Source organism: Myroides sp. LJL115, from assembly GCF_054871665.1.
The window spans coordinates 1-21,057 of sequence record NZ_JBTXLS010000040.1; the positions used below are offsets into that span (position 1 = coordinate 1).

A 21,057-nucleotide genomic window follows, 5' to 3' on the forward strand; every position below is an offset into this window, starting at 1 on the left:
GCTATACTTCTATACATGACATCTACTTAAAAGTATCGTAAAGTTAAGAACCGCCTTGGTACGGATCCGTATGCCAGGTGGTGTGAGAGGTCGGCTGAAGAAATAATCTTCAGCCTCCTACTCGATTATAGTATCCTTCCAGGGTTCTACTTACATAGCCAAGGAATACTATTTTGTATTTATCTCCTAATAAAGGATTAATTGGTAATAGCTTTTTCTACAAATGCTTTAAATTCTTGTGGAGTCATAAAGCTATTTAAGAATTCTTCCAAAGTACCTACTTTCTCTACCTTTTCAAAGAAAGAGCTATGGTCAGTTGCAAATACTGTTGGATTATCACTGTTTGGATCATTGGCTAAAACGTAATAATGATCTGGATTGGAAAAACCAAAGCAAATCTGAATAAAATTCGGATTATCTACATCTAGTACTTTTTTAAAGGTAGAAAGATCTATTTTTTGGTTGTTTTCAAAAACTTCTTTCCATTCTTGGTAATCTAGTGTTGCCTTATCAAATGGAGTGAAAAGGGTTGAAGTCCAGATTTTTTGTCCATGATTATCCACCACGTCAAAGTAGAAGTATTGGGTAATCCTTTCCATAAAATTGTCTTTGTTATTGTAAAAGAGATCTAGGTGTTCTTTTATATAATCACTTAATCCCACAATAGGTTGCTGCTCATCATCTAAGTGCCAAGATTCACCTTTAAATTTAGGATATAGTTGGGCGTCAAAATTTATACTGGTTAACTCCTCAAGTAGGGTACCAGGTTGGTAATTGGTTGTATCTCCACCTAGAGCTTTTATACGCTCTAAAATTTGGCTCTTCATATTTATATCAATTTTGGATTGTTATTATCTAGTTTTTATTGCAATGTCTATAGGTTAAAGTTAATAAAAAGAAAGGGATTATTAACCTTTGTATTTTAATTTTTAATTTGAAAGATCACCATAGAAAACCTCTAAAGTAGAAGGGGTGTAACTTTTTATTTATTGAATGCTAGTTTGAATAGTACATGGATTATATCAATGTATTAGGATTATATTGGTAGTTGTGTTTTTTACTATTTGTGTAGTATTAATTGTTGTAAAAAGTTAATTTAGTCATTTATTTATGTTAAAATTAAGTAATTTAGCTCCTTTATTTAAAACATTAGAAAAAATTAATGAAAGGAAATTATGATGAGAAAAATACTTAATTTGTTATTTTTTTGTTTTTGCTTCTATCAAGCATATGCCCAGACACCCGGAGGAATAGGTAATGTGGAGATAGAATATTGGCTTTCTGCGGATCAAATGGGTAATTTAGATTTTAACGATGGACAAGATGTACTGTTTTGGAAAGACTACTCTGGAAAAAACAGGGATTTTGAAAACACCAATGGGTTGTCTCCTAGGTATTTAATGTCTTTTATGAATTACCATAACGCTGTGGATTTTTATTATGACCAAAGCTTGGAAAATGTATCCCACAATAATAGGAGAAAATTAACTTCCGTTAATAACTTTAGTCTAGATACAGGCAAGGCTTATTATGTTATTTATGTTTCCCGATTGGAAAATAATAATTATACTTCAGGTAGTAATATTACTTCTGTTTTTAGTTTATTAGGTGGAAGCAATGCTAATTTCGGGTGGATTGCAGGTACAGGGGGTAATGGAAAGAAGCTTTGGCATCAAACAAGAAGTACTGCCTATATAAATAGTAATTTAACAGAGCAATATGGTATTGGAATAGTGCAAATTCCCAATACTAGCTCAGGACAAGCCCAACAACAGATTTTAAATGCCTTACCCAGTTCTACTTCCATGGCACCAAGGCAAATTAGCACTTCTTCTGTAAATGCTTTAAGTATTATTGGAGCAAGCAATGCGGGTGGTTCTTCTGACTCTAATAATTTTTATGGACAAATAATGGAGATTATTGTGCTTTCGCGAGCTGCGGGTAGTGTACTTAATACCCAAGAATTAGAAAAAATAAACTCAGCCTTGGCCCTAAAATACGGGATTCCTTTATCTGAGCAGCAAAATCAATATGTTTTATCGGATGGAACTGTAGTGTTTGACCGTTCTAATTCAGGATACTCTTCCTATAAAAAGGATGTGTTTGGTATAGCTAGAGATGATGCTAGTGGACTTTATCAAAAACAATCTACAAGTGCTCAGGATAATACCTTGGCAGTGTCTTTAGGAGAATTTATGGATACCAATAAAGAGAATACCTCTGTTTTGGAAAATAAACAAGCTATTGTTTTTGGAACAAATGGTTTATTAGGAACCAGTGCTTATAACCATAGCAATGGAACTTCTTTCTTAAATTATACTTTGGGTAGTGGACCTGGTGGAACTCAAAGTCTTACAGATCGTTATAATAAAGTATATCGCGCTAAAACAACTGGTAAGACCTCTTTTACTTTAGAGGTAAGTTCGGGCATGGGAGACTGGCTTTTAGTGGGGTCTAGTGCTAATTTTGACCCTAGTCAAACCAGAATTTATAACATAGCGCAAGGCTTGAGTAAAGAGGTTATCATAAATGATGGAGATTTTATAGGTTTTGCTTTTACAAAACAAAACTTTATAGGTGGTATTGGAAATGTAGCAGTTGAATTTTGGCTATCTGCAGACAATACAGGATTATCTAATTTGCAAGATGGTTCTGCTGTTAGTAGTTGGTTAGATAAAAGTGGTCAAACAAGAGATTTTATAAATACCACGGGATCTACACCAAGATATAACACTTCGGCAATGAACTTTCATCCTTCTGTGGAGTTTTATAAGGATGATGAAACTAGTGTACTTGCCAATAATACACGTAAGTTACAAACTAGAGAAAACTTTACTGCCTACGCGGACCGCTCTTATTTTGCTATTTATGTATCTCGATTAGACAATGATAGTTACACTGGTACAGACAGCAAAGCAAGTGTCTTTAGTCTTAATGCTCAAGCTAGCATGGGGTGGGTAGCAGGTACTAATAATAATGCTACTAAGATAAGTTATGTAAATGATGCTATGAGTAACTTTACGAGTGAAGGATACGGTATTTCTATTTATTCCATTCCAAATAAATCAGGTAATTCTGCTACAAGCCCTCAAATGTTTTTAAATGGCCTGCGAAGTACTGCATCACTTAGCAAAACAGTTTTAAAAAACACGCCTGACTTAAGTATAATAGGATCAAGTAACGCCAACAATAGCGCTGCAAATCCATTCTTTGGAGAAGTAATGGAGGTAATCCTTATTTCCAGACCTGGAGGTAGTAATGGTGTTGAATTAAGCCCTGAGGAGCTCAATAAATTAAATTCACATTTAGCTATTAAATATGGTATCACTTTAGATAGTAGTCAAAATCAATATGTACTATCGGATAATACTACTATTTACGATATGCAAAATCAAGGCTATTCTGGATATACTAAAGATATAGTAGGTATAGCTAGAGATGACCAAGGCGGTTTATATCAAAAACAGTCTAAGAATAGTAGTAATGCTTCTTTAGCGATCTCTAAAGGAGAGTTTCAAGAAACCAACCAAGAAAATAGATCTGTACTCCAAGATAAAACAGCCTTGGTTTTAGGAGCAAATGGACAAGAGGGAAAATTGGCATACAGTCATCCAGTGGGTACTTCTTTTGCCAATTATACCTTTCAAGTTTATACAGACCCTAGAACAGGAGTAGTGCACCAGGAGAAATTGACTTCTATTTTCTCCTATAAAATGCGTGCAAAAGTTACTGGGAAAAGCTCTTATACTATTAATGCCCGTATTGGACTAGGTAGTTGGCTAGTGGTGAGTTCGGATATAAATTTTGCTCCTAGTCAAACTAGAATTTATAAACCAGAAGATGGAGAAATTAGAAATGTCTTAATCAACGATGGGGATTATATAGGTTTTGCTTTTGATGCGGTAGCTCCAGGAGGGGTATTTGAAGGGCTTCGCATGTGGCTTAATGCCTCTCAAGATCAAACTATTTCTACCAATAGTAAAGGAGAAGTAACTAACTGGTCAGATTATGCTGGTAATGGTACTTCGTATAGAAGAAAACCAGCAAATAAATCTGCCCCTTTATATTTGCAATATGAGGAGAGAACTAACTTTCACCCTACACCTTTATTTAGGAGTAGAAAGGATTATTTAATTACAGATAAAGCTGCTATGAGTGTAGCCTCTCCGGAGAATGTCTCTTTTTATGCCGTTGTAAACCATAACTTTGCCACAGATAGGTCATACTTTATTGGTTTTGGTGATCAAAGACATTCTACTAATGCAAGAAGACCTGCTTTTGGAGTATATAGAGGATCCGCCTCCAATACAGATGGGTTTGGACGTATAGGATCAACTGGATTAACTATTAGCCCAGGTAGATTGTTTACCACTGGAGCCACCACCATTGCAGGATACCATTGGAATGTCGGTACAGACATTACTTTTGAATTTGATGGAGGGCATTCCGAAACAACTAAACATGCACATAAAAAGGTGTTGATGAATGGTCCTGGAATGTTAGGTTTGGGAAGTTCTTCTGAAACTTATTACTTACAAGGAGTTATGCCAGAGGCAATTCTTTATGAAAGGCAATTAAATGAGAATGAGAAAACGAGAATTAACTCTTATTTGGGGTTAAAATATGCCATTACCATTGATTTAGATAAGAACTCTACTACTAAGAACTTTGATTATTTACTGTCTAATAATCAATCGATATGGAATGGAGATGATGCCATTCATAGAAACTACCATAATAATGTAACCTCAGTAGTAAGAGATGATAGTGCTGGGCTGTATAATAAGCAGGCTAAAAGCACAAACGTTGGTTCTATGCTTCATATGGGAGTTGGAAGTAAGTTAGGAACTGAACCAGAATTGGGCAATATTCTTGTAGATAGATCTGCCATTACCTGGGGGCATAACAATGCGGAATTAACCACTACTAATATTGGCGACTTAGCCGATATTTGTGGGGTGTTTGATTCTAGACTTAGTGGTAGAGTATGGCTTGTGGATAATACTAATTTCGATCAGTCCATCTTAGTACAAGCTGGTGGAGTAAGTTTCCCATATGACGGACCTAGTTGGGATGTAAGTATGTTAGTGGCGGATTCACCAGACAAAATTAGTCAAAATAGCTGGGATGCTGCCATTCCAATGTCTTTTCAAGACGGCGTACACAAAACTAATTATAAGTTTGGTAAGGATAAAGTAACTTATATTTCATTTGCAGCAAAATCAAAGCAATCTCATTGTATTCCATGCGAATTCCAAGGAGTTAAGACACTTTTGTTTACTAATCAAAATTGGCCAAGAGGTTCTAAGTCCAATACCTATGATTTAGGAGATCAGTTTCAAGCCACAGTAAATGTATCTATAGAATCTCCTTCTTCTTTTTATTCTAATTACCCAAGGGCATTTAGTTATAATTCGTTGCGTCAACTTAGAACAAGAAAAGCAGGGACTAATAAAATGACCACTGAGATTGTATTAACCCAAAATGGAGCGGGAGTTTCTGCTCAAGCATCCTTCGAGATATTTGACATTGATCGCTCTGGTAATAGATTCGAGCATGTAGAGGTTTATGGCTTATGCTCTGATGGTAAAGTTGCTCCTGTATTGAGTTACGTACAAACAGAGCAAAGAAGTAGTTATACTATACAGGATAATAAGGCTATTGGAAACAAAAAATATAGTGGATATACCAGTAAAGATGGTAGAATGTATGTGGAGTTTGATACGCCAGTGGAAAAGATTTACGTTGTCCAAACCTACACTGGTGCCCCAAATACCGGTAGCTCTAGTTTGGGTATAGGACCAATTGAATTTACTTGTGAACCATTACCACCTGCGCCAAACGAAGAAGGGTTAGTATTTACTAAACAGGCGCCTTTAGAGGTGAGCTTATGTGATGAGGTGAGTTTCACATTTAGAGTGACAAATATAAATTGTTTTGATTACTCTGTTAATTTTGAAGATGTACTACCAGAGGGTATGAAATGGGTAGAGGAATCCTTATCAGTAGAAGCTTCTGCTTTGCAAGGGGCAACAGTAAATGATTATAAGGACTCTAATACCTTAGACATAAATGGCTTAGTGGTGGCTGGTTCTTCCACTTTAACCTTTAGGGCTAGGGCAGTATTTGATAGGGATGCTTTGCCTGGGATATATGAGAATCAAGCGCAATTGGATTATAGTTCTCATTTGGATCCTTCGCAAACAAAAGAATTGTTAAGCTGTGACCGTTTCCAACAAGAGTGTAGTCCTACTATTACAAATGCAACAGGAGATCCTGATTTTAGGCCTTTACCAATGGAAGTTGTGGATTTTTCTTTTCCAGTATTATGTTATTCTCCACAAGAAGAGATGCAACTTAGTTTGACTGTGAATAACCCTAATGACTTTGATATAGATAAAATGTCTTTGTCTATTGATTTTAATCAAGGATTTAGTTTTGTTGCTAATTCTTTGAGCTCTTCAACATTAGACCTGTCTTCTTCTATTTTAGATAACAGTGAGCCAGGAATGGTAATGATAAGTGACTTTGATATACCATCTGGAGAGCATACGATTTATATAAAGATAAAAAGTCCAAATTTGGAAGATGTTCAAATGCAGGACATAGATCCATCTAACCCATCTTTGGGTAAAAAACCAATGGATCTTTATTTGAATTATGAGTTTTTAAGTGAATCTTTAGATAGTTGCTTAAGCCAGACTACTAAGGATGCCTTCGGTTCAGAATCACTTCCCTATTGTGAAGTATGTTATTACGAGCCTGTGGAAGGAGATAGCGGGAATATTTTCCAAGAAGATGCTTTTTTTGGGGTAAGTAGCTTAAATCGCCCAGATAGCTCTTGGATGTCAACTAGATCAAATGCTTTTGTGGTATTGGAATCTACTACCAAAGGTTTTGTGGTAACTCGCTTAACTAATACACAGATGGAAAGTCTTAGCCCAGTAGAGGGGATGTTAATTTATAATACCACTTTAGAATGCCTAATGTTATACAATGGCCAAAAATGGGGTTGTCTAGAACAGGCATGTGTGGATGAGTAAAATCCTACAAGACAAAAAAGTTTAATCAATGCAATTTAATTATGACTTATAATATAAAATATTCAATTCTTGGTGTAGTACTGCTTTTTTTTATAGCAGCTCCAAGCACCTTAGGCCAGAGTTCTATTGGTAAATTCACCAATGAAAATGCTAGTGTACTACTGGATTTTAATTTAGGTGAAACAAGGGGAATCATACTACCTTGGGTAACTGCCTTACCACAGGGGAATAAACTAGTGGGGGGAACCCTGCTTTTTGATGCTCAGGAGAAAAAAGTAAAGTATTTTAAAGCAGGTTCTGAAAGCCAGTGGGTAGATCTCTCGGTAAAAACAGGAGAGGTTCCCACTCAAGGAGGCTTACAAGAAAATAGTAATTTCCAAAATGTAATTATGGGTAATACCCAAAGTGATGCAGATGGGGTATTAGTTTTAGAATCCACCCAAAGAGCGTTGGTATTGCCTAAAGTAAAGAGTCCTCATTTAAATATGCTAAGTCCTTCTCCTGGTACAATAGCCTATGACACAGAATCTAAAATGCTTTGTATTTTTGATGGAAAGCAGTGGTCTTTTTGGAAAGCCAACTAAACTTAAAAGTAGATAGAAGTACTAAAATGAAAAGCAAGCTCTAAAAAGGCTTGCTTTTTTTATAGGAAGAACTTGTATGATTTTATATTTAGCTTCTATTTATCTAACGATAAAGTTGTTGTCTTTTTGGGTTGGAATAGTAGGTTAAACCATTTTCTAAAAATACCAGGGTGATGTAAACGATAGGTTTTCTTAGCTTGCTTAGCTACTATTTTATTGGAATCCACTTTAAGGGTTTCAAGAATGTCTAAGTGATAGTGAGAGGCTACTTGAGCCCTAACACTTGGGTGAGAATCCTTTTTTAGTACTTCTAATATCTCTTTTATATTGTGTTTAGCAACTTGGGTGCGTATAATATAATTAGAATCAAGGGCTAATTTTTCTAAATTTTCTTTGTCAGGATGCCTACATAGTTCTAGTTTTACTAGAAGGCTTTGATCTTTATACAGGGCATCAAATAACTCCCGGGATCTAGTCTTAGCGATTTGTGCTCTAATTGTTGCACTAGAGTCATCGATCATTAATTTAAGGATGGAAACATCCTTAAAAGCACAAATTTTCTGTTTTACTATTTCACAAGGATCCTTGGCTAAAGCAAGTAGGATATCTGGGTGAAAGTGCTCTGCAACTTGTTGCCTCACTAGGTTGTTTTCATCTTTTGCTAAAAGAGTTAAAAGACTTGGGTGATTGTGTTTGGCTACTTGTATTTTGATAAAAGGATCTTGGTTGTAAGCTAGTAATTCTAACAAAGCTATATCATCCATCTTAGCTAATTCTCTTAAGATATCCCAAGGAGCAGTCAAACAAATCTCTTGCCAATTTTCTTGCCCATTTTTAAGCTTGCTTTGATTGTCCTTAAAGGCTGTTTTAATTTGTTGTACAACAACTGGGTCTACTTGGAGTTTTTTAAAGTACTCTGGAGATTGTTCTAAAGTAAAACATTCTTGATGGGTAAAGATATATTTACCAGCAACAAGAGTAGGGAAACCAGATACAGGATGCTCTAAGATAATCATGCGATAGAAATTGTTTTTTTAAGAGGTGAAGTTTAGCCTCCTATTTGTTTTTTGGATCTATAGGAGCTCAAAGAGCTAAATTAACCTAAAAAATGGCTATCGAGGTATTTTAGGATTGTTTTTTTAGATAAATTAAATGCTGCAGCTATTTTTGATCTGAAAAGGAGATTATGCCTTGAAAATTATCCAATTTAATCCTTTTAAGGTATTCCCTTAAAAGTAAAGAGGTAAAAGTTTCTTATCTCTACTGATAAAGAGTTTTATGTATATTCTGATTTCGGTTTGATTTATTACATTTAGGCTATATACATTTTTTTGAGTAAAATAAGGTAGCTGACTATCAATAATTCAAATGTTTTTTCGGCAAGCAATCAGGGGATTCGTGTAATAATTCATGCTTTTCAAACGTAAATCTATGTAGGGAAGTACATTAAAGCTACCTCTTAGTACTATATCTTCTTTTTGTTTATTAGTAAGTACTCATAAACAATGTGTTACATAATAATAGTGTAGAGATAGATAAAACCCTATAAATTCCAAGTTATTATGTCTATTTGTGTTTTAATTGTTTTTAAGGATTTAATAATAGCTTTCTCTGTAGGTAAATCTCCAAAAACGAGTAGTTTAAAATCATAAAAATAACTCTCTTTAATTTTATCCCAAGTTGATTCTAAGTCACTAAATAAAATAGATTCCTTAGGATGATTACTTAACTTCATTTACAAGGATAGTCAAGTCAATATCTTCGGAAAAACGTTTTATAATATCAAAACACTTTGACAAAGCTGTTCCTCCTTTAAAAACAGTGTAAGATTTAAGCTTTGCATCGGTGAAAATTAATTTTAAAACATAAGTTACCCAATAGTCTTTTTCAACATAAATTGGTAGTATCCCTTTTTCTTGAGCAGTTATGGCAATTGCTTCTTGAAATCTTTTTCGATCTAAATGTAATTTCATATTATGTTCCAATTTATAGCATTAGGAAATTCCTTCATTATTCCATTAAATTGATATTTTGTTGCTGGATTCAATGAGTTTCTAAGTATTAAAGTTTCTACGTTATCTTCTAATAAACAACCTAATAAAGCACGAGTACTAGGAGGGTATTTTAATGCTAATCTCTGGATTTTCTGTAATTCATCCACAGAATAATCGTTTAATTTTCGTTGCAATATTTTACTTGAATTTACAATTGTCGCATCAGGTATTTTCTTAATCAACCTCAATGCATCCAATAATTGTAAATATTTAATATTATCGGTGGTGATTTTATTTTTTTGAAGTAAAAAACTAATCCTATAGGGTTTTCGTTCAAGAAAAGCTTTAGGTGTATTTCTTCCTATCTGTATCTCAAAACCTATCTGTGTTGTTAATCCTAATTCTGAAAAAACACTTATTCCTGTTATATAACCAATTAGGTTTCCATTTTCAATCAACAAATCTTTTACCACTTGTCTTGGTTCTGGATTAACAATGCCAAAAATGGTTTTTTCAGGTTTATAGTATTTTCCTTTCGAAAGCTTTGAAATTTTATTATTATCAGCTAATCGATTTAAATATTTTACCAGAGCTTCAAAGCTAATATTCACCTCTTCAATAAAATCTCTATAGGTGAAAATGTATCCTTTTGGTAATTTGTTTATCTTATCTTGTATAATATCAGTAGGTTTCATGGTTGTGTTGTGAAGTGCAAATATAGTAAAAATGTCCAGTTTTTACATTAAAAAACTGGACATTTTATTTGAAGTAGTTTTTCTTTCTAGCAAAGTGCTCAAAAAATTACTTACTTAGATATAAGAATATTTAAAAAAACCTTGCGTTTATGTAGCAAATAAGCTGTGGGTATTGCTTTGAAAGATATTTAACAATAAAGCTATAAGCCTTAGTGGGGTACTGAGTTAGAATACTGCAAAAAAAAAAGCACCCTTAAACGGTGAAAAAGTTTAAGTAGTGCTTGGTTTATTCTTGTTGTTATTTCTTAAGATTCCTCTTGTAGCCAAAAAGGCATACTCTGTATTTTTATATTTTTGTCAAATAGGATTTTATACGCTAAAGCATCTCCTTCATTTTTTATAAAAATAGTACTTTCTTGGGCTTGATAAGAGTGATTATATACTTGTTTAAACTCTTCAAAGGCAGAAAGGTTAAGCAGGGTTTCTCCAGCATTAGCCCCAGATAATCTACAGGCGTATACCACTGGAATTCCCACAACAGTTAATTCCTTTCTTTTGTTAACCAGGTGAACTTCTCCAAAGTCTACCCCAATTCCCAATCCAATATCTTTAATGTATACGTTAAAGAAGTTTTTGTGTTTCCAATAGTGCTCAGCAAAGGCTTGGTGACATTCTTGAGCTGCTTTTAAGGCTCTTACGATGGCTTGTTCTCCTGAGAAAAATTTTGGGAAGAAAGCCAAGATACCATCTCCGGTGAACTTGTCAAATACCCCATAATTATCCAAAATGATTTCCGATAATTGGTCGGTTAATAAGGTGATGAAGTCCGCAAACTGTTTAGGACTTTTTGCTTTTAGCATTAAGTCTGTTGAACGGCGAATATCAATGGATATCACCACCATTTCATGTAAGACACCATCTTTGAAATTATCTTTGAAATGAGGGTCACTAAAAAGATAATCGGAAGCCTCTGGGGTAATTCGGTGAGAAATATGGTTGATAGCCTCTTTGTTTTGTAGTTCTTCTAAAAGAACTACTAATCTTTCTTTGTGTTCCTTTACGTTTTTGTTATCCGCAATTAAGGTGGAGATTTCCCCTTTTAACTCACTGATCTCTTTTTCTTGTTTGGCTGTTGCCTTAAAATTGAGCAAAGAGCCAATGCTGTTATCATAAGGATCATTGTCAAAAGATAAATCCATTTTTTTCTTACTTATTTTTTGTTTCGCCTTTGGAATACTCGTTAGTAAATCATGGTCCATTACACTAAATACAGTGTCTGCTCCTTGGTCTATAGTTGTTAGATTCTCTTTGTTTGAATCTTGAATTGCTTTGTTTTTTGTTGTTATTTTCTTTGTCATATATTTTCCTTCTACATTTGGATAAATGTACGATATTTTCGTTTTTTTAGCAATTTTTTATCCTCAATGTTTTATTAATATGTTTGTTTAATTTAGATTTTTAAGATATTCTATATGTTTTTATAAAAAAAACATATAGAATGCTTTCAAAATAAATGACTTTGTTTTTTTATTGATTTAATAATTCTTGGAAGCGCTCTGCAAATAAACCAATGTGATAAGCATCGCCTAATCCGTGGTGTAAAAAGATACTTACAGCCATAGTGGAAACTCCTTGTTTATGAGTTAGTTTTCCAAAAGTAATCTTTGGACAGCTATCAGGGAAGCTATAGCTTCTAGCATGGGATATACTAGTGAAGTTAATCCATGGTATAGTGGAATAATGGATTACATTTTCTCCAGATATAGCAGGGGTTAATCCTTTAGAATTATGCACCAGCTCGATTTGCTCTTTGGCTTTGGGATAAAACTTTTGCCAAGAGTCATAAAAATCCATATAAGCAAAACCAAAGGTATTATCTGGTCTATTAATAGTAGGAGAGGCGTGAAGCACATCAAATAAATAAACATCCCCATCAACAATACGGTATTTGAAGTTTTCTATTTCATTTGCTGCCTGTAGACTTTTATAAAGATAGTACAGGAAAAAAGAAAACCCTTGTTCTTTTGCCTTTTGGTAGGCTATAGTACAATCTACCTCTAAGGTCACTCCAAAGAAAGGTTCATCGAATTTGCTAAAAAATAAATAGTGGTCTTTTCTTTGCCATGTATCAATATCTATGCGTGTTTTCATGTAAAACGAATTTAAGGTTATCTGTAGTAGGTGGGCAAGAGCAAAATTACAAACTAAGTCATTAACTAATCAAGGACAATTGACCCACTAAGGGGGTCTTTTAGGCTGTAAAAGCGTTTTATGTAATAGAATTTAGCCTCTATAAAAGCAAAACCTCCCTTATTGCCCTAAAAGGGTATAAGAGAGGTTTGTATAAAAGGGGAATTAGGGTTATTTACTTGGTGTGAAAATAATTTGGTCTTCTAGTTTATTTACTAGTTTATCATAGAAGGCTTTTACCTTTGGATATTCTTTTGGTTCAATTTTGTTTTCAGAGATGGAGAATTCTAAGCTAACAATAATTTTATCCTCTTTTTGCTCTACATGATAGTCTGCTTGCAAGCCTAACTCTTCTTCTTGTATAGTTAAAGCACTTGGTAAGTATTCTACTTTATAATTGGCAGGTATACTTATAGAGGCTTGAAAATTATCTAAAGTAGGGTAAGAGTAAGTAATTGGCAGGTCTCTTTTATTGGCTTTAAAAGGATTTTTAAAAGAATAGAACTGCATTGGGTTAAAGTATAGCTCATCATCAATCACTGATGAGGCATCATTCTTTTCAAAAGAATATATAAGTCGTAAATCCTTTTGTGTATTCTCTAAGTTGTATACCCTAACAGAAGTAATCTTAGTATTATGGGAATTCTTCTCAAAGTCATTCATTATTTCCTCTTGGCTTTTACCCTGGATGTTATTTCTAACATTATAACCCATATAGCCATTATAAGAAAGTAGCACCTGTCCAAATGCTTTCCCATTTGGTTCTAAAGAAATATGGTAATTTTCCAATCCTACAGAATAGAAAGTAGGGAACATTTGCGCAAAATAGAATTCCTCTGCACTTTTCATTAATATTCCCTCCCAGTTTAAATTACTAGTTGGAATAATATTAAGAGTAGTAAATGGATTTGTAGCATCTAGAAATAGAATGTCCTCTCCAATTAATGCACTACTAATTACTCTGTTAAAAGAACTTTTCTGAATCGATAGGTCAATTCCATTGGACTTAGTACTAATTAAAACAGGGTAAGACTCCACTCCAACATAGTTTAGCATACTAGTTAGCATTAGGTTAATGTCTGCTACGTTTCCTGTTTTAGCATCAAAAGCTTTTTTTACTCCTTCACTACTATAGTATCCGTTTTTCTGATTCCACGATATAGTGCTTTTTACTAAATCTAAGATTTTTTGGGTTTTCTCTAAATCCGATAAATCTTTGTATTGCTCTAAATCAATAATGCTTTCGAAATATTTGGTTTGTTTTAGCTGTTCTCTAAAGTATTTGTTGTTGTATATTTCTTTTACAAGATCTTCATTAGAAAGAGAAATTTTCTTTATCGGTTGATTTGGGAATTGTATCACACTAAGGTCAAAGGCTACACTAGGACGATAGTTCTCTAAATTGTCCACATAAGGTTCTTCTTCTAAGGCAGGTAGATTGGTAGCCGAGTAGAGAAGAATATTCTCTGTCATCTCCATCTCTCTAGTATTAGCACTATTAGAAAGTCTTAGTCTTCTTTTCTTATTATCTTTTTCAATATCTATAGGGGCATCCCCTTTTATACGGGTAGTGTATATTAAGTATTCTGGGATTCTCACTCTATAAGAGGTTTTTATAGTAGGTATGTTATTTTGAAAAGTCCATGCCGGAATTTCATTCAAATAATCGGTTCTAACTGTATAGCTGTACTCTACAATACTTCCAGGTTTAACATCTGGGGCTAATACCTTTTTTTGTTTCCAGTTTTCACTTTTTCTATCTTCAAAGACAGCATCGTTTTTCGCTTTTGTCTTTGTAATAGTACCATCTTCTTGTAAATTATACGTGGTTACTTGATCAATTTTGACTGTTTCATTCACGTTTTTTCCAACATAATAGTTCACAGCAATGTCGATACCAGGGATACCATCTTGAGTGTATACTTTAATTTTACGACTTGTTTCTTGAACCATTTGAAATCCTAAGGTAGGAATATAATCAAAATAGACAGTTCCCCATTCCTCTAATATAGCAGCATCTGCTTCAGGGAATTCGGGGTTTTGTTGTTCTAATAACTCTTCTTTAGTGACTTTATTTAAAAAGTCTTGCGCCCAGCATCCACTAGGGTATGCTAAAACAAGTAGAAATAATACTAGGGTTTTGTTCATTAGGATAAGGGGTTTATGATAATTTTAATTTGATCGGATGTATTAATTTGCTCTCTGAATTCTCTATATAGTTTATATTTCTCTTTACTATGGCTTCCAGAGATAATAAACAATTTGCGTTTATACTCTAGCACATTGTCCTTAAAAGAGAAAGTAGCAGTATAGGTTCCAAACTCGCTTTCAATAAAAATAGCAGTGGGGATCTTATCAATGGTATATCCCTGTGGTACTATTAAAGTTAGGGTATCCTCATCTAACCACTCTGATTCGATAGAAAAAGGAGTTATTCGTTTGTCTGGGCTAGATAGGTTAGAACCAACCGAATTCCATCCCGTTAGAGTAACCATTAATCGATTGCCTAATTTGGTAGCGAATTTATTAGACTTAAAGGCTAAGTTTTCTTTAAAAGTAGCATTGTCTTTGTCTATTTCTAATTCTAGAGTATCAAATTCATCTATCTTAAAGGTAGAAAGACGGCTTTTATAGTACTTTTGCTTATCGGAATTATTGTAATAATAAGTGAAGTTTCTGTTGTCAAACTGGCCTTGTGTACTGCTAATTTCCATAGTAACATAAGCATCTCCACTAGGGTCTAATTCTATAGTAGAATTACTTTGTTGCAAGTTTTGCTCATAGGAATAGTTCTGTGTCTTAACTAGTTCACTACCTTGTGGTTTAACAACAAGAGCCGTTCTATTGTCTGTAAAACCAGCGATGTAGCCAAAGGGTGCTTTTTGATCGGTACATTCCACCCACTTATAACCTCCACTAGGTAAAGCAATGGCTAAAATCATATGGTTTCCTTGTAAACAAACCGATTCACTTTGTATATCTACTGGACTACTGTTGCCATAAATAACCACAGGATAACTCTCCACGCCTGCTTGTTTTAAAAGTGCTCTATAGTAGTTACTTAGCCCTTTACAGTCTCCATAACCCAATCTATCTACTTCACTTGCCTCTACAGGTTTCCATCCTCCAATACCTAATTGAATACTGATATATCGAGTTCTGCCTTGCATATATTCATAGAGTATTTTGGCTTTTTCTATTGGGTCATCTACCCCTAAAACAAGCTGGTCTACCTTTTGCTTGGTCTGCTCACTAAGGGTTTCTGTTCCTTGTATTAAGTTGTTGTAATACCAGTTACCAAGTTCTTCCCAAGAAGTAAAAGAAGCATTTACTCCCTCAAGGTGAATTTTTTGTAAAGAAACAATAGCCTTTGGTAAAAAATTAGTTGGGCTAGGGGTGTTACTCTCGCTTATTAAAGCAGGAAAATTATGCAAGGAAAATTCTACCTTGTTTGGAGTGATACTTTCATTTATAGCAACAAAATCTGGGTTGTATAATTTAGCATCAATAGGAAGGTCTAATGGGGAGTCTATAGAAAAACTCGAGTGTATTATACTTTGGTTATAGTAATTAATAGGGGACCACTTGGGTAAAAAGGCGGTATTCCTAGATTCCAATTCACTTTCGAAAATAAAGGTTACTGGAAAATTCACAGGTTTGTACTCCAAAGTAAGTATTCTAGTATCCGTAATACTCATCCCTGCGCTTAAGGAGTAATCTTTAAAGTCTTTTTGTTTAAATACATGGAGTAAATCTCCTTGTTTATCGTACATGGATACTTGCAGGTATTTAATTTTATTGGTCTTGCTATAGTATTGGTTTAAGTCCAAAGAAGAAAGTCCACTTTGGTCAAGTACAGTAATAACCTTGGTTGTTTTGGTTATAAAGCGCTCCTGCGAGAGTACATTAACCTTTATATCTTCTTGATTTATAATGGTAACGGCATTTTGTGTAAGTTCATTGGGATAGGTTGGAATATCAATCTTCTTTTGAGCAAAGAGTATGCTAGTAAAAAGTAAAATAAATAGGGATTTATGCATAAGTAAAGGGACTTTATTTTTGCTAGCAAATATATTCATTTTAGTTAATTAAATGTTAATATGTAGTATGTAATATTAACTATTTTTAAAAATATTATTTTAGTCTAATTGAATTTATTGGTAAATTACTTTAATTAAAGGAGTTACTTTAACGTAAATTAGAGTAAAATGCTATTATCTAAAGAAATTAATTTTGTTAACTAGAAGATAATTAAAGACTTATGGAAACAGAACAAAAAGAAGTAGAGTATTACAAAAAGATGCTATTACATCAAATGCCTGAATTAACTACCTACCAGGCCTATAAGCTAGCAATTGGATTAAGGGAATTATCCTATCAAAGAAAAATAGCTAACTCTTTAAAGCAGATTACACAGGCAATGGAATAAGATAGTCCAAGCTATTATGATATAGGACAATAGCTTTGTTTTATCAAAAAGCATAAAGGATCATTAGTTAAGTAAATAGGATTTAATTTAAATAGTTGCAAACCAATGAAAATATCACAATGGATTTTTGCAGGCTTACTTTTAGTTAGTGGCTTAGTATACGCACAAGAGCAGCCAATGCTTTTGTTTAAGGGAACAATCACCGATTTAGACCCAGAGGATGAATTGGAAATCATCTTTGAAAAAAACACCATATTACCCTTAGAGGTGGAAAATGGTAAATTTGAAACCAGATTTATTTTGCCTGAGAATGGCGCTTCTGTATCTATTGATATTATGGGGCCAAAAGGCTCTAGATCTGCCAATTTTTATTTAGGAAATGAAACGGTAGAGTTAAATGCCTCGGCTTTAAATTTCAACAATGAATTAAAAGTGGAAGGATCCTCTTTAGATTCTTTAAGGTATGTATCTCATATGCAAACTAAACCAATCTATGATAAGTTAGATGCCTTATACAGCGATTTTTATTCACAAGAACAAGACACGGCTAATGTCGATAGCTTAAAGAGCGCATTGGAAGAAAACACTGCGGTTCTACAAAAGGAGATAGGTCAAGTACGATTAGCATTTCTATTGGACAATATTAATACCCCTTATGGAATCCATCTTCTAAAATACGTATTGCCTGGTTTAGATAAAGCTCAAATTGAGGCTTTACTTGCTAGAGTAGATCAAAAATACCAGGACACTCCAGAGATTAGCTTTGCTACATTATATGCACAGTATCCCAAACTAGAACTAAACCAAAGGTTTTATGATTTTAGTGTAATGGACCAGGATGGAAAATCCGTAGACTTTAAAGATCAATTCGATGGCAGGTATGTAATTCTGGATTTTTCACATCCGTATTGCCATTATTGTAGACAGGCGGCAGATTCAATCAAAAAGCTTTCTACAGAGCTAGAGGATAAAGTAAATCTTGTTAGTGTTTTAATTGACAATGATAAGCAAGTATTAGAGAGATTTAAGAGATTTCGTACACCAAATAGTAGAATTTATTATGCAGAAAAAGCAGATCTAGACCCTATTGTTGCAAAATACAAGAGTATGGATACACCTACTTATTTTGTTTTTTCTCCTAAGGGTGAGCTTATTTTATATCAAGCAGGTATAGATGGAGACTTACAAGGTTTTATAGAGAATCACAGTAAGAATAATCCAATATAATGAAAGAAGATACAAGCAAGGATAGATACCTAATTTGGTATAGGTTGTTTTATAAAAACAATTAAATAGTACAGTTCTTTTTGTCTTAATTTCACTCCCAGATATTAATGTCCTTCTAATTTTTATAATTTGTTTTCTAATATTGTTGTTTTTTGTAATCAAAAATCTCTTCAAAAATTGTAATCAAACAACCTTGTCTACATCCATTGTGAATTTATTGTAATAAAGGTTGTTTGTCTTCATTTTTTGTAATCAAAAACGATTGCGTACATAAATCTGTGTTTTTATGTAAACAAAGAGTTTTGTCTACATAAATTGTAATCAAAAGTTTTTGTATTCATATTTATGTTATTTTGTGTAAACAAAAGTATTTGATTGTGTTTTTTTGTTTAAATTTGTATTCAAAATAGCAATGTATGGATTACAATTTTGACAAAGCAGTAGATTATCATTACGGTAGTTTCCCTCCAAAAAATATTAATTACTCCCTTTTTATACAAGAGTTAGTACAAGCTACCGATGCGTTGGCTCGTTTTGACCAAATGCTGAAAAACCTTCATAACACTGAAATTCTATTAGCACCTTTACGAAATCAAGAAGCGGTAATATCTTCCAGAATAGAAGGCACCATTAGTACGATGGATGAAATACTTCAATATGAAGCTGATCATGAAGGAAAAGACACAGCTAATGTAAAAGCGGATGTTATTGAAACTATCTTGTACCAAAGAGCTTTAAAAAATGCACAAAATGCCTTTGAAAGTGGCTATGATTTTTCATTAAGCTTTATTAAACAAATGCATCAACAGTTATTGTACTTAGGTAGAGGTGCAAGTAAATCTCCTGGCGAGTTTAAAAAAGAACAGAATTATTTAGCGGATAGATTGAAAAAGGAAATTCAATTTATTCCTATTCGACCTGAAAATCTTAATGATGGATTAGAAAGACTTTTTGAATTTTTAGAGGAAAGTAATTTTCCTCCATTAATTAAAACAGCCATTATGCATTTAGAGTTTGAAGCATTGCATCCGTTTAAAGATGGAAATGGAAGAATTGGAAGAATGTTGATAACGCTGAATTTATGGCGAGAAAAAATTCTTTCACAACCTCATTTTTATATTAGTGGATATTTTGAAGAAAATAAAGACGAATATATTGAAGAGATGCGTAATGTTTCTAAGTCAAATGATTGGAATGAGTGGATTCGTTTTTTCTTAAATGCTGTGGAAAGTCAAGCTATCAGAAATTTAGAAATAGCAGAAAGTATTAAAAATTTGTACGAAACCACAAAAATAGAATTTTCTGATTTGCTATCTTCAAAATGGAATATGGAAATATTAGATTTTATTTTTACTTATCCTGTATTTAGAAATAATAAATTTGTTAATACAACTAAAATCCCAAATGCAACAGCAGTTTTGATTATTAGAAAATTGTTAGATAATGGATATTTAGTTTTGAGAGAAGAATCAGCAGGGCGTAGAGCCGCAATGTATTCTTTTGAACCTCTGATGCGATTAGTTAGAGTATAAGTTTTAAGCTTTTAAGAAGTATAATAAAATGGAAAAAGCGTTAAGAATTAGCTATTTAATTCTGTATCCGATAATTGCTCTATTACTCTTTTTTATTTTGAAAAGTGAAGGAGGAATCTCGAAACGCTATTACTTTTTTAGCATAAAGCTGACTTAAAAAACATATCTAAATAAACTTATAGCTTACTGTACAACCTAGGTATAATAGACGTAGTAATATATCTCCTTTGAGGTGTAAAATAGAATGATATAAAATTTCCACCAAGGAGCAAACTTTGTTGGATTTCTAGGCTTACAAAAGTGAAAAATATTACTAACTTTTTTTATTCAAAATTCACCTAAAAAATTGTTTTTTTACCGAAAAAGGTTTGTATATTTGTTATAGATAAGATATAAGAGCTTTTAAAAGCCGTTTACGTATAATTTTCGATATGACCTTTGGAAAAAAAATAGCACTACTACGCAAAGAATTAGGATTGAGTCAAAGAGAACTAGCTAAAAGTCTCCATACATCAGTAAGTGTAATTTCGCGTTATGAGAGAGATGAAATGATACCATCTGTAGATACTGCAAAAAAAATAGCAGAGATTCTTGGTTCTACAGTTGGTTATTTACTTGGAGAAACAGAAAATGTTAATCTTTTCAAAGATCCAGAAATGTTACAAAGGTTGGCTGAACTTGAAAATATGCAAAATGAAGATAAAATACATATTTTATATGTTTTAGATAGCTTTATTAAATCTGTTAAACTTAAAAAGATTGCTTTATGACAACTTATAACGTTTCTATCCCTGAAAGTAAGAACGCTTTCTTTTTGGAATTTCTTGAACTTATTGGAGCTCAATATAAAAAAGAAGAAGAAATTAATTTTCAGTTAACTGAGGAGCAAAAACAAATTTTGCAGCAGCAAGAAAATATTTCTTTAGATCAATGTATTGATGCTGAAGAATTCTATAAAGAATTGAAGAATAAATATGAGCTATAAAATAGTAATTACTCCTGTAGCTCAAGAGCACATTGAAGAAGCAATCGATTATTATAAAAAGAATGTTTCTACTAAAGTGGCTATTACCTTTATTAAAGATTACAGGGATACTTTTACTGCTATTCAAAAAGTGCTATATTTCAAATTCTTTTTTGAAAATGTTAGAGGTAAGCCTTTGAATAAATTTCCGTTTATAGTTTTCTATTCGCTTGATGAAGACTATAAAACAATTATAATTAAGGCTGTTTTTAATACCTTTCAAAATACTGAAAAGTATCCTAACCCTTAAAATATATATTCCCTCATACTATTGTCTGGTAAAAAATTAATACAAAAAAATGGGGCAGGCCTTAGAAGTTTCTAAGACCTATTTGGGCA

17 protein-coding genes are annotated in these 21,057 nt (G+C 33.2%); 8 read left to right on the plus strand and 9 right to left on the minus strand.

The window, feature by feature from the left end:
• Positions 1 to 197: 197 nt before the first annotated feature.
• Positions 198 to 827 (minus strand): hypothetical protein, encoded by a 630-nt coding sequence (locus tag ACYSNX_RS09970; RefSeq protein WP_461754535.1) that lies wholly within the window; start codon positions 825 to 827, stop codon positions 198 to 200.
• A 348-nt stretch (positions 828 to 1,175) separates the two neighbouring features.
• On the opposite strand from ACYSNX_RS09970, the gene ACYSNX_RS09975 reads away from it, so the two are divergent.
• Positions 1,176 to 7,043, plus strand: a complete 5,868-nt coding sequence (locus ACYSNX_RS09975; RefSeq protein WP_461754536.1) for a hypothetical protein — start codon at positions 1,176 to 1,178, stop codon at positions 7,041 to 7,043.
• 41 nt (positions 7,044 to 7,084) lie between these two features.
• Positions 7,085 to 7,627, plus strand: a complete 543-nt coding sequence (locus ACYSNX_RS09980) for a hypothetical protein (RefSeq protein WP_461754537.1) — start codon at positions 7,085 to 7,087, stop codon at positions 7,625 to 7,627.
• A gap of 95 nt (positions 7,628 to 7,722) precedes the next feature.
• On the opposite strand, the gene ACYSNX_RS09985 is transcribed toward ACYSNX_RS09980, so the two are convergent.
• From ACYSNX_RS09985 to ACYSNX_RS10020, 8 genes are all read right to left on the minus strand, one after another.
• Entirely contained in the window at positions 7,723 to 8,643 is a 921-nt protein-coding gene (locus tag ACYSNX_RS09985; RefSeq protein WP_461754538.1) for a hypothetical protein, read from the minus strand.
• Positions 8,644 to 9,170: 527 nt separating this feature from the next.
• Positions 9,171 to 9,362 (minus strand): hypothetical protein, encoded by a 192-nt coding sequence (locus ACYSNX_RS09990; protein ID WP_461754539.1) that lies wholly within the window; start codon positions 9,360 to 9,362, stop codon positions 9,171 to 9,173.
• A complete protein-coding gene (locus tag ACYSNX_RS09995) occupies positions 9,349 to 9,600 on the minus strand; it encodes a nucleotidyl transferase AbiEii/AbiGii toxin family protein (protein ID WP_461754540.1) in 252 nt (83 codons plus the stop codon). Before ACYSNX_RS09995 ends, ACYSNX_RS09990 begins: the two co-directional genes overlap by 14 nt.
• The gene (locus ACYSNX_RS10000; protein WP_461754541.1) at positions 9,597 to 10,316 is read right to left on the minus strand and encodes a type IV toxin-antitoxin system AbiEi family antitoxin domain-containing protein; all 720 of its coding nucleotides are present in this window, start codon (positions 10,314 to 10,316) and stop codon (positions 9,597 to 9,599) included. The genes ACYSNX_RS09995 and ACYSNX_RS10000 overlap by 4 nt, the downstream gene beginning before the upstream one ends.
• Positions 10,317 to 10,621: 305 nt before the next feature.
• On the minus strand, positions 10,622 to 11,674 hold the full coding sequence (locus tag ACYSNX_RS10005) for an adenylate/guanylate cyclase domain-containing protein (RefSeq protein ID WP_461754542.1): 1,053 nt from the start codon (positions 11,672 to 11,674) through the stop codon (positions 10,622 to 10,624).
• A gap of 169 nt (positions 11,675 to 11,843) precedes the next feature.
• Positions 11,844 to 12,467: a CatA-like O-acetyltransferase gene (locus ACYSNX_RS10010; protein WP_461754543.1), complete on the minus strand. Its 624-nt coding sequence runs from the start codon at positions 12,465 to 12,467 to the stop codon at positions 11,844 to 11,846.
• Positions 12,468 to 12,677: 210 nt separating this feature from the next.
• The gene (locus tag ACYSNX_RS10015) at positions 12,678 to 14,654 is read right to left on the minus strand and encodes a DUF3857 domain-containing protein (RefSeq protein ID WP_461754544.1); all 1,977 of its coding nucleotides are present in this window, start codon (positions 14,652 to 14,654) and stop codon (positions 12,678 to 12,680) included.
• On the minus strand, positions 14,654 to 16,546 hold the full coding sequence (locus tag ACYSNX_RS10020; RefSeq protein WP_461754545.1) for a transglutaminase domain-containing protein: 1,893 nt from the start codon (positions 16,544 to 16,546) through the stop codon (positions 14,654 to 14,656). Before ACYSNX_RS10020 ends, ACYSNX_RS10015 begins: the two co-directional genes overlap by 1 nt.
• A gap of 221 nt (positions 16,547 to 16,767) precedes the next feature.
• Between ACYSNX_RS10020 and ACYSNX_RS10025 the strand changes: the two genes are divergently transcribed.
• The 6 genes from ACYSNX_RS10025 to ACYSNX_RS10050 all read left to right on the plus strand — a co-directional run bounded on the left by ACYSNX_RS10025 (position 16,768) and on the right by ACYSNX_RS10050 (position 20,968).
• Positions 16,768 to 16,935, plus strand: a complete 168-nt coding sequence (locus ACYSNX_RS10025) for a hypothetical protein (protein ID WP_461754546.1) — start codon at positions 16,768 to 16,770, stop codon at positions 16,933 to 16,935.
• Between the two features lie 105 nt (positions 16,936 to 17,040).
• Positions 17,041 to 18,162 (plus strand): TlpA family protein disulfide reductase, encoded by a 1,122-nt coding sequence (locus ACYSNX_RS10030; RefSeq protein ID WP_461754547.1) that lies wholly within the window; start codon positions 17,041 to 17,043, stop codon positions 18,160 to 18,162.
• 416 nt (positions 18,163 to 18,578) lie between these two features.
• Positions 18,579 to 19,694, plus strand: a complete 1,116-nt coding sequence (locus ACYSNX_RS10035) for a Fic family protein (protein WP_461754548.1) — start codon at positions 18,579 to 18,581, stop codon at positions 19,692 to 19,694.
• A gap of 431 nt (positions 19,695 to 20,125) precedes the next feature.
• Positions 20,126 to 20,464 carry a helix-turn-helix domain-containing protein gene (locus ACYSNX_RS10040; protein WP_461754549.1) on the plus strand — a complete coding sequence of 113 codons (339 nt, stop codon included), beginning with the start codon at positions 20,126 to 20,128 and terminating at the stop codon, positions 20,462 to 20,464.
• Positions 20,461 to 20,679, plus strand: coding sequence for a hypothetical protein (locus tag ACYSNX_RS10045; protein WP_461754550.1), 219 nt, complete (start codon positions 20,461 to 20,463; stop codon positions 20,677 to 20,679). The genes ACYSNX_RS10040 and ACYSNX_RS10045 overlap by 4 nt, the downstream gene beginning before the upstream one ends.
• Positions 20,669 to 20,968: a type II toxin-antitoxin system RelE/ParE family toxin gene (locus ACYSNX_RS10050; protein ID WP_461754551.1), complete on the plus strand. Its 300-nt coding sequence runs from the start codon at positions 20,669 to 20,671 to the stop codon at positions 20,966 to 20,968. The genes ACYSNX_RS10045 and ACYSNX_RS10050 overlap by 11 nt, the downstream gene beginning before the upstream one ends.
• The last annotated feature ends 89 nt before the right edge of the window (positions 20,969 to 21,057 follow it).